This window comes from Caulobacter sp. UNC358MFTsu5.1 (assembly GCF_000712075.1).
Taxonomy (GTDB): domain Bacteria; phylum Pseudomonadota; class Alphaproteobacteria; order Caulobacterales; family Caulobacteraceae; genus Caulobacter.
Genome location: NZ_JONW01000010.1, coordinates 251,393 through 265,251 on the forward strand (window position 1 = coordinate 251,393; position 13,859 = coordinate 265,251).

Genomic DNA, 13,859 nt, shown 5'->3' on the forward strand with positions numbered 1-13,859 from the left:
CAATCCCGTGACCCCAGTTTCCCCCGCCACCCTCGATGACGCCCGCGCGGCGCTGGACCGGGTCGTCGATCCGGTCTCCGGCGAAGGCCTGGTCGCGGCCGGTCTCGTGCAGGGGCTGGTCGTGCGGAGCGGACGCGCGGGCTTCATGCTGGAGGTCCCGGCGTCGCAGGCGGCGACCTACGCCCCGGTCCGCGAGGCGGCCGAGAAGGCCCTGGCGGCCCTGCCGGGGATCGACGTCGCCCAGGTGGTCCTGACCGCCCAGGCGGCCGAGGGCGCGACCCGCGTGCGCAAGGGCGCCAAGGTCTCGGAAGACGGCCAGGCCAAGCTGGTCCCGCCGCCGGAAGCCGAGAAGCCGGCCCATGTGAAGCACGTGATCGCCGTGGCCTCGGGCAAGGGCGGGGTGGGCAAGTCCACCGTCGCCACCAACCTGGCCTGCGCCTTCGCCGCCCAGGGCCTGCGGGTGGGCCTGCTGGACGCCGACGTCTACGGCCCCTCAGCCCCGCGCATGATGGGCGTCGACGGCGAGCCCAGCTTCGAGGACGGCAAGCTGCAGCCGCTGGAGGCCCACGGGATCAGGCTGATGTCGATCGGCTTCCTGGTCGACGAGGGCAAGGCGATGATCTGGCGCGGCCCGATGGCCTCGTCGGCCGTGCGCCAGATGATCCACGACGTGGCCTGGGGCAGCGAGGCCGCGCCGCTGGACGTGCTCGTGGTCGACCTGCCGCCCGGCACCGGCGACATCCAGCTGACCCTGGTCCAGAAGCTGCGGATCGACGGGGCGGTGCTGGTCACCACCCCGCAGGAGATCGCCCTGATCGACGCCCGGCGCGCCGCGGCGATGTTCGGCAAGACCGCCACCCCGATCCTAGGCCTGATCGAGAACATGGCCTTCTTCGCCGACCCGGCCACCGGCGCCCCGATCCCGATCTTCGGAGCCGGCGGCGGCGTGGCGGAAGCCAAGACCCTGGGCGTGCCGGTCCTGGCCCAGGTGCCGATCGAGATCGCCGTCCGCGAGGCGAGCGACGCGGGGACGCCCGTGGTGCTGCGCACGCCGGACAGCGCGGCGGCCAAGGCGTTCGCGGGGGCGGCGACGGCTCTCTGGACCAGCATCCAATAATCCGCTCATCCCGGCGAATGCCGGGACCCAGATCCCATAACGGGGTCGGAGGGTTGGAGGGGCTCAGTGTTCCTGGCGTCAGCCCCAAAGCCATCCCATCTGGGTCCCGGCATTCGCCGGGATGAGCGGAAGTTGGTTTGAAAGAAAAAGGCCGCCCGGGTTTCCCCGGACGGCCTCGTTCCGTTCAGCTCACGTCGAAGCCTAGAAGCTCCAGCGGACGCCCGTCGACAGGACCACCGCCGAGCCGCCGACGTCGCCCTTGAGGTTCAGGGCCGTCGCCGCCGCGGTGCCGGCGTAGATCGTCTCGGTGCGGTTGATCGTCGTGTCGTCGAAGTTGATGTACGACACGGCCGCGTCCCACGAGATGCTGTCGGTGGCCTTCCAGGTCGAGCCGATCGCGTACAGCATGCGGTCGCCGTCCGGCACGCGGGCGGTGCGGCCAATGTCCGGCGTCGGGGTCGGGTCGAACTGCACGCCGCCGCGCAGGGTCAGCTTGTCGTTGACCACGTAGTCCACGCCGACGGCGTAGGTCGTGGTGTCCTTGTAGTTCTGCTCGCTGATCTGGGTGCGGCCGGCGTACTGGATGACGATCTGGTCGAACTCGCCCCAGCCGATGCGCGAGACCGAGGCGTTCAGCGTGGTCTTGTCGTTGACCTGCCAGCGGGCGCCCAGGTTGGCCATCCACGGGGTGGTGATGTTGGCGACGCCGTCGGTGCTGACGTTGTTGGGGGCCAGCGGGCCGAGCAGGCCCGAGACGACGACCTTGCCGTCCAGGTCGTGCTTGATCTTCGAGCGGTACGACGCGCCGATCGTCAGGGTCGGCGTGGCGTGGAACTGGGCGCCCACGTTCCAGCCGTAGTCCCAGTTGCCTTCGCCCTTCAGCGAGGACGAGCCGTCGGGCAGCAGGGGCGACAGGTTCGGCAGGGCCGAGCTGAGCTCGGCGTCGGTGTACTGGGCCGAAACGCCCACGCCCAGGTCGAGCATGTCGTTGACGCGGTAGGCCACCACGCCGTTGACGTCGATGGTCGTCAGGTTCGACTTCAGGGCGTCGTACCGGGTCCAGCTGTTGCTGTTGTAGTCGGTGGTGAAGTTGTAGGGCGCGGCGACCGACAGGCCCAGGGCCAGCTTGTCGTTGACGCGGAAGGCGCCCGCGAAGTTCGGCACGATGCCGTTGTTGATCGGACCGCCGGCGATGCGGTCGCCGCCGACCGGGGTGGTCAGGCCGGCCGGGGGGATCGGACGGGTCAGGGTCGAGCCGCGGTCGTTGACCTGGGAGTCGACCTGGACGAGGTGCAGGCCGCCGTAGATCTCGTTCTTGTCGAGGCCGGCGATCGAGGCGGGGTTCCACCACAGGCTGGCGGCGCCGCGGTCGGCCACTTCGCCCGAATAGGCGCGGCCGGCGCCGCGGACGGATTGCTCTTGCAGATAGAACGCCGCGGCCGAGGCCTGCGAAGCGGCCGCCAGGACGGCCAGCGCCACGCCGGCGGCGAGGGAGGTACGCGAAATAGACATGAGAGACGACCTTCTGGGGAGGAAGCTCCGGCGCCCTTGATGGCGCCGGTTGCCGTCGCTCTAACGCATTAAGTCAAAAAACGTTGCTTTTTATTCGCAAAGCGGTGAATTTTGTACCTGATGTCAAATAACCAAGATCGGTATTCGATGTCTATATTTCGCCGTTACGTCAGAAGTGCTTCTCGTTGCCTAAAAACAGCGCGGTTGAGCTGACGTAAGGGAAGTCTACGTCGGCCCAATCCGCGCTGCAATTCAGAATCGTCGGGGTGAACGACTTAGCCGCCGGCCAGCTTGCGGAAGAACTTCGCGCCCTGTTCGCCGCCGTTGAAATAGGCCTTCTGGCCGGGCTCGGCGGTGATCTTGTCCCAGTTGTCGCGGACTTCCTCGGCCGACAGGCCGCCTTCGCCCAGATAGACGCCCTCGGTCTCGTAGATGCGCGACAGGGCGAAGGCCCCGGCGCCGGCGGTCAGGATCGCGCCGGTCGGGGCGTCTTCCGAGACCAGGTAGACCACGCCGGGGGTCACGTATTCCGGCTTCAGCTTCTCCAGCACTTCCGGCGGCATCAGGCCCTCGGTCATGCGGGTGGCGGCCACCGGGCTGATGGCGTTGATCTTGACGTTGTTCTTGGCGCCTTCGAGCTTCAGCGTGTTCATCAGGCCCAGCACCGCCATCTTGGCCGCGCCGTAGTTGGACTGGCCGAAGTTGCCGTACATGCCCGAGGACGAGGTGGTGACGACGATGCGGCCGTAGTTCTGGGCCTTCATGATGTCCCAGACCGCCTTGATCGGCTTGAACGTGCCGAAGACGTGGACCTGCAGGACCAGCTCGAAGTCGGCCAGCTCCATCTTGGTCAGGGTCTTGTCGCGCAGGATGCCGGCGTTGGCGATCAGGATGTCGATCCGGCCCCACTTGTCCATCGTGGTCTTGACCAGGTCGGCGACGCCGGCGTCGTCGGTCACCGAGGCGCCGTGGGCGATGGCCTGGCCGCCCAGGGCCTCGATCTCGGCCACGACCGCCTTGGCCGCTTCGGACGAACCGCCCGAGCCGTCGACGCTGCCGCCCAGGTCGTTGACCACCACCTTGGCCCCGCGCCGCGCCAGCTCCAGCGCATGCTGCCGGCCCAGGCCGCCGCCGGCCCCCGTGACGATCGCCACCTGACCGTCGAACCGGATATCGTCCGCCATGCTCGTATCTCCCTCAAACGCGTGTTTGGTTTGGCGCGTTTGTGCGGCGCGGGAGAGGGGGCGTCAAGATGGAGCCTCTTCCCCCTCCGGGGGAGGAGGTCGCGCAGCGACCGGAGGGGGCAAGGGCTAGGTGCAGAGCGGGCGAACACTTGCCCCCTCCGCGCCTGCGGCGCTCCTCCCCCGGAGGGGGAAGAGGACCCCGACTAAGCCTTCTTCTTCTTCTCGCCCCCGGCCACCGGCGGCTTGGGCTGGTCGCGCTTCACGCCGGCCTTCTGGCCGGGCTTCATGAACTTGACCAGCACGCGCTGGCCCACCAGGACCGGGGCGCCGTCGGCGCTGACCACCACCTCGACGACGCGCTCGTCGCTGCGCTGGCTGGGGTCGTCCGAGGCCAGCTTGCGGGCCCCGAACACGGCGGCGCGGCGCAGCACCTTGCCGACATAGGTCTTGGTCGGGTCGGCTTCCGGCTGGATCTCGACCTCCTGGCCGATCGTGACGTTGGGGATGTCGGCCTCGACGATCTCGGCGCGGACGATGCGGGCGGTCTGGGGCTCGAGGTCGAACATCGGGGTGACGTTCAGGGTCGAGGCGCCCGAGCCCGGATTGGCGTAGCGACGGGCGATGCGGCCGTTGGCCGGGGCGCGGATCACCGTCAGTTCCTGGTTGTAGCGGGCCTGGGCCAGCTGGGCGGTCGCGACCTGGATCGCGGCCTGCTGGGCCTGGATGTTGGCGTTGGCCGACGAGATCTGGTCCTGGGCGGCGTCCAGGCGCTGGCCGGCCACGAAGTTGGAGGCCGACAGGTTCTGCAGGCGCTTGTACTCGCGCTGGCCGGTGCGCAGCTGCACCTGGTAGACCGCGATCTGGGCGCGGGCCGAGGCGAGGCTGGCCGAGGCGGTGTCGGCGGCCAGGCGGGCGTCGTCGTCCTCCTGCTTGGCCAGGGGCTGGCCGGCGACCACGTCCTGGCCTTCCTGCACATAGACCTCGCGCACGATGCCCTGGCGGCGCGCGGCCACCTGGATGATGCCGCCCTCGACGTCGGCCTTGCCGTTGGCGATGGCCGCGTAGGGGGAGGGCTCCTCCGCCACGGCGGCGGCCTCGAGCTTCTTCTTCTTCTCGGCCGCCTGGCCCTTCATGAAGAAGAACCCGCCGCCGCCCAGCACGATGAGGGCGATGACGATCCAGAAGGCGGGACGGCGCAGGAACGCGGGCATTGAGAGATTCCCCAGAGATCAGTGGCTGAGCGGCGGCGGATTGGCGTCGGGCGTTCTACGCACGTCGTCCAGGATGCGGCCGTCTTCGATGTGGATGACGCGGTCGGCATAGGCTTCCAGCCGCGGGTCGTGGGTCACGCAGATCACCGCCGCGCCGCGCTCGGTGGCGGCTTGGCGCAGCAGGCGGATGACCACCTCGCCGCTCTTGCCGTCCAGGGCCGAGGTCGGTTCGTCGGCGAAGATCAGGTTCGGGTTCTTGGCCAGGGCGCGGGCGATGGCCACGCGCTGCTTCTCGCCGCCCGACAGCTCGGACGGGCGCTGGTTGACGCGCGGGCCCAGGCCCACCGACTCCAGCACCGCCTGGGCGCGCCGGCCGGCCTCGCCCGGGCCGACGCCCTGGTACTTCAGGGCCGTCATCACCTGCTGCTTGGCGGTCAGGGCCGGGAACAGGTTGAAGCCCTGGAAGATGAAGCCGCAGTGGTCGAGACGGAACTTGTCGATCTTGCCGGCCGACAGCTTCCACAGGTCGGGCGTGTCCATCGCCTGGACCTTGCCCTCCTCGGGACGCAGCAGGCCCGACAGGGCCGCCACCAGGGTCGACTTGCCCGAGCCCGACGGGCCCATGACCATGGTCACGTCGCCGTGCTTGGCGTCGAAGTCCACGCCCTTGAGCACCTCGATGAAGGTGCGGCCGGTCTTGAAGCGCTTGACCAGACCCTTGGCCATCAGGGCGCTTTCGCCGCGCTTGTGGCTGTGATCGCCGTTCATCGCAAAAGGTCCGCGGGCTGGCTGTTCTTGAGGATGCCCAGCGACAGGAAGCCGGACAGCATGGCGATGACGATCAGGAAGACCGAGACCAGCGCCACCAGGGCGGGCGGGAAGGCCATCGGCACGCCGTTGGCCGTGGCGATCAGCCAGACCAGCCAGGTCAGCAGGCCCGAGGCCAGGACCCCGACCACCCCGACCCAGAAGCTCAGCTCCATGACGATGTTGCGCAGGTCGCCCATCGACACGCCCAGGGCGCGCAGGCTGGCGAACTCCTTGATGTTGGCCATGATCGCCTGGCGCAGGGTCTGCCAGGTGATCACCACCCCGATGAACAGGCCCAGGAACGCCGAGAAGCCCAGGATGATGCCGATGATCTGGTCCTCGAACATCGCGCCGGAATTGGCGTCGGCTAGTTCCTGACGGGTCCAGGCGCGAAATTTGCCGTCGCCCTTCTTGTTCAGCTGTGCCGCGACGATCTCGGCGCGGGCCGGGTCGCGGATCTGCACCATCAACGGGCCGACGCGCTGGCCGGTGTCGGCCTCGCCCAGCATCCTCAGGGTGTCGCGCGACATCACCAGGGTGGGCTGGATGATGTTGGGATAGCCGTCGGTGACCACGCCGATGGTGATGGTCTTGCCGTTGTACAGCGCCTTGTCGCCCTTCTTGACGCCCAGGCGGGGCAGGGCGGTGCGGTCCACCGCCACCGCGTAGGGCTGGCGCAGGGCCTCGACCATGCCCGGCGTGTAGTCGGTGGGCACGGTGACGTAGCCGGGGATGGCGTCGATGACGGTGACGTTGACGAACTCGCTCTTGCGTCCGCCCCCGCCGCCGCCCTTTCCGCCCTTCTTGGCGCGGGCCTCGGCCTTGGCCTGCTGCTCGGGCGACAGGATGTTCTGGAAGCGTCCGCCGGACCCGTCCAGCGGGGCCACCTGAACCACTTCGGGGTGGGTGTAGACCAGCGGAATCATCCGGCGCGGCAGGCCGGACGGGCCGCCGTTGAACAGCGCCTTGGCGCCCGGGCCCAGGACCATGATGTCCGCGCGGGCCCGATCGATCTGGGCGGTGAAGCCTTTGCCGATGCCGACGAAGATGCCGACCTGCGCCAGCACGAGCAGGCCCGAGAAGGCCAGGGCGACGACCGCCGCCATGTATCTACGCCACTCGTACAACAGTGTGGCCAAGGCCAACGACATGCTTGAAACGCTCCCCACATCTAGGGTTGCAGCAATGACCGGTGAACTTCAAGCGGCCAAGTTAAATCGGGTTAAGGCGTGTCGGGCGGGCCATGGAAGCGGCGCCTTGCGCGTTTCGGCGGCGCGGACGCCGGCGCGCGCCGCCTGGCGAAGCGCGCCGATCCCCTCCCGCCGTATCGATGGCCGGGCCATTGTAGCGTTCCCGTAACAACTTGAAATGGGGCACGTTTTTCGCACCTCGCCGACCGCGTCGAGCCTTCGGCGCGGGCGCCCGGCGCAGGGACCGGCGCTCCTTCGTCAAAGGAGAGACAGATGACCATATCCAGTGTCGGGTCCTCATCGCTTCTGCAGCAGTTGATGCAGGCCAGGGCGACGACCGCGACCCAGACCGACTCCACGTCCAGCGAGGCGCTGTCGTCGATCGGGCAAAACCTGCAGACCGGCGGCAAGAACGGTCCGCCGCCGCCGATGCAGGGCTGGTCCTCGTCGGGCCAAGGTTTCGGGGCCGATACATTGGCCTCGCTGCTGTCGACCCAGCAGACCGACCAGAGCGACCGCGCCGCCGCGATGTTCGCCGACGCCGACGCGGACGGCGACGGCTCGGTGACCAGCGACGAGCTGGCCACGGCCATGGCGGCCCACGCCCCCGAGGACCTGCCGTCCGACGCGCCCAGCGCCACGGACATGGCGTCGAACATGATCTCCAGCGGCGACAGCGACGGCGACGGCAAGCTGTCGGCCAGCGAGTTCCAGGCGATGAAGCCGCAGCACGGCGGACCGCACGGGGCCGGCGGACCGCCGCCTGGACCGCCGCCCTCCGGCGGGACCGACGAGAGCGGCTCGTCGACGTCCGACTCGACCGACCCGGCCGACCTGAACGGCGACGGCGTGGTCTCGGCGGCCGAACTGGCCCAGACCCTGAGCGCGTCGGTCGATCAGCTGGGTTCGGACGTCTCCAGCGACGCCTCGGACCTGATGCAGAAGCTCCTGGCCCAGCTGACCGCCAACCTCACCAGCACGACGACGTCCACCAGCTCGACCTCGTCCTCGGTCGACGTCGCGGCCTGACGGCGGCCTGTTCCCGGGGCGCGCGAGGGTCGGGCAGTTCGCCCGGCCCTCGCGGTTTCGCGCGCATACCGCTTGCGCGCCGCACCCCATTCATAGTCATTTGGGCCCTTGGCCGCGTCGCGGGGGCGCGTCGCTCATCTAGGATCCTTCGTCTTGATCTTCCTTCCCGAGAACGTCCAGGCCCTGGCGGGCGTGGCGCTGATCCTCGGCCTTTGCTGGCTCGTCTCCGAGAACCGCAAGCGCTTTCCGCTGGTTCTGGCCGTCTGCGCGATCGCCATCCAGCTGGTCCTGGTCTTCGTGCTGTTCCGCCTGCCGGCCACGCGCGACGCCCTGCAGGGCGTGAACGGCGCGGTCGAGGGCCTGGCCTCGTCGACTCAAGCCGGGACCAACTTCGTGTTCGGCTACCTGTCGGGCACCACGCCGCCCTATACCGAGACCAATCCGGGGGCCGGCTTCCTGTTCGCCTTCCGCGTCATGCCGGTGATCCTGGTGGTCTGCGCCCTGTCGGCCCTGCTGTGGCACTGGGGCATCCTGAAGTGGCTGGCCAAGGGGCTGGGCTTCCTGTTCCAGAAGACCCTGGGCCTGCGCGGCCCGCCGGCCCTGGCCACCGCCGCCACCATCTTCATGGGCCAGATCGAGGGGCCGATCTTCATCCGCGCCTATCTGGAGCGCCTGACCCGTTCGGAGCTGTTCATGCTGATCGCGGTCGGCATGGCCTGCGTCAGCGGCTCGACCATGGTCGCCTACGCCACCATCCTGCACGACGTCCTGCCCAACGCCGCCGCCCACGTGCTGGCCGCCTCGCTGATCTCGGCCCCGGCCGGGGTCCTGCTGGCCCGGATCATGGTGCCCGGCGACCCCAGCGAGAAGTCCGACGACCTGGACCTGGCCGAGGAGGACAAGACCTACGGCAGCTCGATCGACGCGGTCATGAAGGGCACCACCGACGGTCTGCAGATCGCCCTGAACGTCGGCGCCACCCTGATCGTCTTCATCGCCCTGGCCACCATGGTCGACAAGATCCTGCTGGCCCTGCCGATGGTGGGCGGCGAGCACCTGAGCATCGCCCGCATCCTGGGCGTGATCTTCGCGCCCCTGGCCTGGGCCATGGGCATCCCGTGGAAGGAGGCCGGCGCGGCCGGCGGCCTGCTGGGCGTCAAGCTGATCCTGACCGAGTTCACCGCCTTCATCCAGCTGGCCAAGGTGGGCCCGGAGATGCTGGACCCGCGCACCCGGATGATCATGACCTACGCCCTGTGCGGCTTCGCCAACATCGGCTCGGTGGGCATGAACGTCGCCGGCTTCTCGGTGCTGGTGCCCACGCGCCGGCAGGAGGTGCTGGGCCTGGTCTGGAAGGCGATGATGGCCGGCTTCCTGGCCACCTGCCTGACGGGCTCGCTGATCGGCCTGATGCCGCGCGGCTGGTTCGGCCTCTAGATCCTCCCCCCCCCCCCCCCCCGGGGAGGTGTCCCGAAGGGACTGAGGGGGTTTCCTTCCCTCACGGAACCGAAGCATCCTCCCGGTCAAAAGCCGGGAGGATTTTTCGTTGAAGCTCTACGACAGCCGCCGTGCTCCCAATCCCCGCCGCGTGCGGTGGTTCATGGCCGAGAAGGGCATCGACGACATCGAGATCGTCGACGTCGACATCTTCGGCGGCCAGCACCGCACCCCCGAATACCTGGCCAAGGCCGGCCTGCCCAACGTTCCGGCGCTGGAGATGGACAACGGCCAGACGATCACCGAGTCGGTGGCCATCTGCCGCTTCCTGGAAAGCCGCTATCCGCAGCCCAACCTGTTCGGCGAGGACGCCTGCGAGGCGGCGGTGATCGAGATGTGGTCGCGCCGGGCCGAGATGATGGTGGCCACGCCGTTGATGATGCTGGTCCGGCACACCCATCCGGCCCTGGCGGCCATCGAGACCCAGGTCCCCGAGATCGCGGCCGGCAATCGCACCATCGCGGAGCGGGGGCTGAAGATGCTGGACCGCCACCTGGCCGAAAGCGAATTCATCGCCTGCGAGCGCGTGACCATGGCCGACATCCTGGCCGCCACCGGCCTCGACTTCGCCCGCATGGCCCGGTTCCGACCCGACCCGGAGCTGGCCAACGTCAAGCGTTGGCTGGACGGCATGATGGCCCGGCCGGCCGCGAAGGCGGGGGTCTGATCCTCCCCCTCCGGGGGAGGTGGCCCGAAGGGCCGGAGGGGGTCAGCGCGGCCGGATCTTCTTGATCACGCCCGAGAAGTTCAGCATTGGCGCGCCGCCGGTCGAGATCAGGCCGCGCACGAACAGCAGCGAGCCGCCGGCCTTGGTGACCTCGCCGGTCGATTCCACCAGGTCGCCGGCCTTGGCCGGGCCCAGGAACTCGCCGTTCAGGCTGACGGTCACGGCGCGGACGTCCTTCAGGTGCGCCCACGAGATCGAGAACAGCGAATAGTCGGCGAAGGTCATCATGCAGCCGCCGTGCATGAAGCCGCCGCCGTTCATGTGGCGGGCCTCGGCGCGGAAGGCGCTGCGGACGACGCCGTTCTCCTCCTTGAAGTAGAACGGCCCGGTCTGGTCCTCGAAGGCGTCCATGCCGGCCCAGGTGCGCCAGCCGGCCCACTCGCCGTCCGTCACCAGCTTGGGTCCGTCCCAGATCTCGTTGCCGCCGTCCATCCGTCCCTTGCCCCGTTTTTCCTTGGGTTGTCTTTGAGGACCTAAGGCCCGGCGGCCAGGCGCGCAAGTCGGCCCATGCCATAGGGTGTCAGCAACAATCGGCGTGACGGCCCCCGGTCGCGCCGTGCACAGTCCGGGCGACTCGGCGGGGAGGGGCTCATGACGGTCGGAAAGCGGATGGCGTGGATCGCGGCGGGGATCGCCGCGGTGATGCTGGCGGGCCCGGCCTGGGCCGGCGTGATGTCGCCGTTCGAGTTCCGGCTGGAGCTGCGCGACGCCATCCACCGGTTGTCGCCGAAGGCCAAGATCGAAATGGTGGGCGACGACGCCCTGCGCGTCGTGCCGCCGGGATCCAAGCCCGACGACGGGGTCTCGCTGTTCATCGGCAACGCCTATCAGCGCTATCTGAACAAGCCCGAGCTGCTGGAGACCATCGTCGGCCAGATGGCGCGGTCGGCGCTGGGCGACAGCGATCAGGCCGCGGTCACCCCGGAAAGCCTGGTCGTGCTGATCCGGCCCAAGGACTACGTGACCGCGCCCGGCGCCGAGACGGTCAAGATGCTGACGCGGCCGTTCGCGGGGGACTTCATCGAGATCATCGCCGTCGACGGGGAGGAGACCTTCACCATGCCCCCCGCCGACAAGGTCACGCCGCTGTTCCCCGACGTGGCGGCGGCCTGGGCGCGGGCCGACGCCAACACCCGCGCCAAGATGGGGCGCATGGAGATCGACACCCTGGAGCCCGGGGTCTGGACCATCACCAACCAGAGCAGCCTGGCCCTGAACTTCGTCGACCAGCCCGACACCTGGGCGGTCCACGGCGTGACCATGACCGGCGACCCCGTCGCGGTCTTCTCGCAGCGCAATCTCTTGCTGCTGGTCGACGGGGGGGATAAGGAGCGGCTGGAACGCGTCGCGATGTTCGTCGATCAAATCGCCGGCGACCCCGAAATCATCTCCACGACCATGTTCACGCGTCACAACGGCGTCTGGTCCGTGCTCGAGCGAAAACCATGACCACCCCGATCCAAGACACCATCCTTTCGCAGCTGGCCGCCGTGGCGCCGGGCAAGTCCATCGATCCGATGTCGGTGGCCAAGGCGATCCAGCCCGAGCGCTGGCAGCGCCTGCTGGGCCATATCCGCACCGACGCCATCGAGCTGGCGCGCCAGGGCCAGATCGTCATCCTGCGCCACAACAAGCCCGCCGACCCCGAGACCTTCCGCGGCGTTTACCGCCTGCGCCTGCGCCAGGACGGCGACCCGACCAGCTTCGAGAAGGTCGCGGACGAGGGCGGCGAGGACTGATCGCACCTAAGTCTTGATTCAAAACGCGATCGGTGGACCTATGAGTTGAACTCATAAGGGAGGGTCCACCATGATCGTCTACGGCTCGTCTCTGTCGCCCTATGTGCGCAAGACCCTGGCCTTCGGGGCCGAGAAGGGGCTGACGCTGGAGAACAAGGTCCCGCGGCCCGGCGAACCCGACGCCGAGTTCCTGGCCTGCAGCCCGTTCAAGAAGATCCCGGGCTTCAAGGACGGCGATTTCCAGATCTCCGACTCCTCGGCGATCATCACCTATCTGGAAGCCCTGCATCCCGAGCCGAACCTGATCCCGACCGACCCGCGCAACCGCGCCCGGGCGATCTGGTTCGAGGAATTCGCCGACACCATCGTGGTCGCCGCCGCCGGGCCGCTGTTCTTCAACCGCATCGTGGGCCCCAAGTTCATGGGCGTGACCGGCGACGAGGGCGCCTGCGTCAAGGCCGAGCGCGAGACGATCCCGCCGCTGCTCGACTATCTGGAACGCATCGTGCCCGACGCCGGCGGCTTCCTGCTGGAGGATCGGATCACCCTGGCGGACCTCGCCGTGGCCAGCCCGTTCGCCAATCTCGATCATCTCAGCTTCGACCTGTCGGCCTGGCCCCGGACCAAGGCCTATGTCGAGGCGATCCTGGCCCGGCCCTCGTTCGCCGAGCGGGTCGCCAAGGAAAAGCGCCTGCTGGGCGCGGTGGCCTAGGAGCCGGACAGGCCCAGGAACTTGAACGGCGTCGCCGGCTTGAAGTCGGCGGTCGCGTCGCCCGAATAGGTGTGGTCCTGGTCCTTGCCCAGGTCGAGCCGCTTCACCGGCGCCTTCTCCGAGAAGTCGATCTTCTTGAGGTCCACCCAGAAGGTGTTGGGCGTCAGGGCGGACTCGAAGAAGTAGAGCTTGCGCTTGTGGTCGAACACAGTGCGCCAGCGGGTCGATGAGATGTTCGGCTCGTCGGGGGTGGTGATCCCGTAGGGCACCGAGGCGTTTCGGATCACGCTGAACACGCTGGCCAGGGCGCGGTTGGGGTCCTCGTCCTTGGGAATGGCGTCGACGTAGAACGCGGCGCGGGCGAAGCGGTCAGAGGCCCGGTTCGTGCCGGGCAGCATCACCGTGCCGCCGATCTGCTTCCAGTAGGCGACCAGGGCCAGCTGCTGGTCGAAGGTCGGCGAGTTGGTCATCACCTGGTACTGCCGGCCGTGGTGGATCACCTGCTTGCCGCCGACATATTCGACGATGGCGCTGTCGCCGGTGGCGTCCGACATCGACAGGTGCAGGGTGGCCAGGCGCTGCTCGCCGGGCACGGCGTCGGTGACGATGGTGAAGGGCTCCTTCTCCAGCGCCGCCACGGCCTCGGCGACGGTGGCGTAGTTGTCCAGCACGTACTGGGCCCAGGCGGCGATGGTCAGGCCCGGCTTGCTGTCCTTGCCGAACGGCGGGTACTGCGACTCCACCAGCCACAGCACGTTGGCCATCAGGCCCTTCTCGTTGACGCCGTCGGTGGTCGAGATCTCGTAGCCGGTGGCGATCACGCTGCCGTATTTCGAGGTCCACTTGATCGAGTTGGAGCCGGCCTGGCCGTCGCGGGCCATGCCGCGCGGGAAGATCCAGAGGTTGGTCTGGACGTCCACCTTCCAGTCCATCGACCGGGCGGTGATGATGTTGTCGTTCGGGCCCAGATAGACCACGCGGGTGCAGGCCTGGGCGATGGGCGCGGCCAGGGTGACGGCGATGGCCAGGGCGACGACGATCCAGGCGGCGAGCGTCTGCGGCATGACGGTTTCCTCCGTGTGGAAGGCCATTGATGGGGTGTCCGCCCGAGACCGGACAATCGGGGATCGC

At 68.6% G+C, this 13,859-nt stretch carries 14 protein-coding genes; 7 read left to right on the forward strand and 7 right to left on the reverse strand.

The features are described 5' to 3' along the window. Positions 1-7: 7 nt before the first annotated feature. A complete protein-coding gene (locus BR39_RS0120595; protein WP_029915708.1) occupies positions 8-1,117 on the forward strand; it encodes an Mrp/NBP35 family ATP-binding protein in 1,110 nt (369 codons plus the stop codon). A gap of 201 nt (positions 1,118-1,318) precedes the next feature. On the opposite strand, the gene BR39_RS0120600 is transcribed toward BR39_RS0120595, so the two are convergent. The 5 genes from BR39_RS0120600 to BR39_RS0120620 form a co-directional block, all read right to left on the reverse strand. Then, positions 1,319-2,629: an outer membrane protein transport protein gene (locus BR39_RS0120600; RefSeq protein ID WP_029915709.1), complete on the reverse strand. Its 1,311-nt coding sequence runs from the start codon at positions 2,627-2,629 to the stop codon at positions 1,319-1,321. Positions 2,630-2,904: 275 nt separating this feature from the next. Further along, positions 2,905-3,813, reverse strand: coding sequence for an SDR family NAD(P)-dependent oxidoreductase (locus tag BR39_RS0120605; protein ID WP_029915712.1), 909 nt, complete (start codon positions 3,811-3,813; stop codon positions 2,905-2,907). 203 nt (positions 3,814-4,016) lie between these two features. Continuing rightward, complete coding sequence (locus tag BR39_RS0120610; protein WP_029915713.1) at positions 4,017-5,024, reverse strand: HlyD family secretion protein; 1,008 nt, start codon at positions 5,022-5,024, stop codon at positions 4,017-4,019. An 18-nt stretch (positions 5,025-5,042) separates the two neighbouring features. Further along, positions 5,043-5,792 (reverse strand): ABC transporter ATP-binding protein, encoded by a 750-nt coding sequence (locus BR39_RS0120615; protein WP_029915714.1) that lies wholly within the window; start codon positions 5,790-5,792, stop codon positions 5,043-5,045. Beyond that, a complete protein-coding gene (locus BR39_RS0120620; protein ID WP_029915715.1) occupies positions 5,789-6,985 on the reverse strand; it encodes an ABC transporter permease in 1,197 nt (398 codons plus the stop codon). Before BR39_RS0120620 ends, BR39_RS0120615 begins: the two co-directional genes overlap by 4 nt. A gap of 312 nt (positions 6,986-7,297) precedes the next feature. Between BR39_RS0120620 and BR39_RS0120625 the strand changes: the two genes are divergently transcribed. From BR39_RS0120625 to BR39_RS0120635, 3 genes are all read left to right on the forward strand, one after another. Next, positions 7,298-8,053, forward strand: coding sequence for a calcium-binding protein (locus BR39_RS0120625; RefSeq protein WP_231499526.1), 756 nt, complete (start codon positions 7,298-7,300; stop codon positions 8,051-8,053). Positions 8,054-8,209: 156 nt separating this feature from the next. After that, positions 8,210-9,490 carry a NupC/NupG family nucleoside CNT transporter gene (locus BR39_RS0120630; RefSeq protein ID WP_029915717.1) on the forward strand — a complete coding sequence of 427 codons (1,281 nt, stop codon included), beginning with the start codon at positions 8,210-8,212 and terminating at the stop codon, positions 9,488-9,490. Positions 9,491-9,599: 109 nt separating this feature from the next. Beyond that, a complete protein-coding gene (locus BR39_RS0120635) occupies positions 9,600-10,217 on the forward strand; it encodes a glutathione S-transferase family protein (protein WP_029915718.1) in 618 nt (205 codons plus the stop codon). A 42-nt stretch (positions 10,218-10,259) separates the two neighbouring features. Here the strand turns inward: BR39_RS0120635 and BR39_RS0120640 are convergent, their stop codons facing one another. Beyond that, complete coding sequence (locus BR39_RS0120640) at positions 10,260-10,709, reverse strand: PaaI family thioesterase (protein ID WP_029915720.1); 450 nt, start codon at positions 10,707-10,709, stop codon at positions 10,260-10,262. A gap of 159 nt (positions 10,710-10,868) precedes the next feature. On the opposite strand from BR39_RS0120640, the gene BR39_RS0120645 reads away from it, so the two are divergent. The 3 genes from BR39_RS0120645 (at position 10,869) to BR39_RS0120655 (ending at position 12,728) form a co-directional block, all read left to right on the forward strand. After that, positions 10,869-11,726, forward strand: a complete 858-nt coding sequence (locus tag BR39_RS0120645; protein WP_029915721.1) for a hypothetical protein — start codon at positions 10,869-10,871, stop codon at positions 11,724-11,726. After that, entirely contained in the window at positions 11,723-12,016 is a 294-nt protein-coding gene (locus BR39_RS25470; protein ID WP_035018769.1) for a DUF3253 domain-containing protein, read from the forward strand. The genes BR39_RS0120645 and BR39_RS25470 overlap by 4 nt, the downstream gene beginning before the upstream one ends. A gap of 70 nt (positions 12,017-12,086) precedes the next feature. Next, the gene (locus BR39_RS0120655; RefSeq protein ID WP_029915723.1) at positions 12,087-12,728 is read left to right on the forward strand and encodes a glutathione S-transferase family protein; all 642 of its coding nucleotides are present in this window, start codon (positions 12,087-12,089) and stop codon (positions 12,726-12,728) included. On the opposite strand, the gene BR39_RS0120660 is transcribed toward BR39_RS0120655, so the two are convergent. Next, entirely contained in the window at positions 12,725-13,792 is a 1,068-nt protein-coding gene (locus tag BR39_RS0120660) for a linear amide C-N hydrolase (RefSeq protein ID WP_029915724.1), read from the reverse strand. The genes BR39_RS0120655 and BR39_RS0120660 overlap by 4 nt on opposite strands. Positions 13,793-13,859: the final 67 nt, after the last annotated feature.

Excerpts from the sequence above, each read along its gene's own strand:
- BR39_RS0120600 (WP_029915709.1), bottom strand. The coding sequence starts at position 2,629 with ATGTCTATTTCGCGTACCTCCCTCGCCGCCGGCGTGGCGCTGGCCGTC.
- BR39_RS0120605 (WP_029915712.1), bottom strand. The coding sequence starts at position 3,813 with ATGGCGGACGATATCCGGTTCGACGGTCAGGTGGCGATCGTCACGGGG.
- BR39_RS0120610 (WP_029915713.1), bottom strand. The coding sequence starts at position 5,024 with ATGCCCGCGTTCCTGCGCCGTCCCGCCTTCTGGATCGTCATCGCCCTC.
- BR39_RS0120615 (WP_029915714.1), bottom strand. The coding sequence starts at position 5,792 with ATGAACGGCGATCACAGCCACAAGCGCGGCGAAAGCGCCCTGATGGCC.
- BR39_RS0120620 (WP_029915715.1), bottom strand. The coding sequence starts at position 6,985 with ATGTCGTTGGCCTTGGCCACACTGTTGTACGAGTGGCGTAGATACATG.
- BR39_RS0120625 (WP_231499526.1), top strand. The coding sequence starts at position 7,298 with ATGACCATATCCAGTGTCGGGTCCTCATCGCTTCTGCAGCAGTTGATG.
- BR39_RS0120640 (WP_029915720.1), bottom strand. The coding sequence starts at position 10,709 with ATGGACGGCGGCAACGAGATCTGGGACGGACCCAAGCTGGTGACGGAC.
- BR39_RS0120645 (WP_029915721.1), top strand. The coding sequence starts at position 10,869 with ATGACGGTCGGAAAGCGGATGGCGTGGATCGCGGCGGGGATCGCCGCG.
- BR39_RS25470 (WP_035018769.1), top strand. The coding sequence starts at position 11,723 with ATGACCACCCCGATCCAAGACACCATCCTTTCGCAGCTGGCCGCCGTG.
- BR39_RS0120655 (WP_029915723.1), top strand. The coding sequence starts at position 12,087 with ATGATCGTCTACGGCTCGTCTCTGTCGCCCTATGTGCGCAAGACCCTG.
- BR39_RS0120660 (WP_029915724.1), bottom strand. The coding sequence starts at position 13,792 with ATGCCGCAGACGCTCGCCGCCTGGATCGTCGTCGCCCTGGCCATCGCC.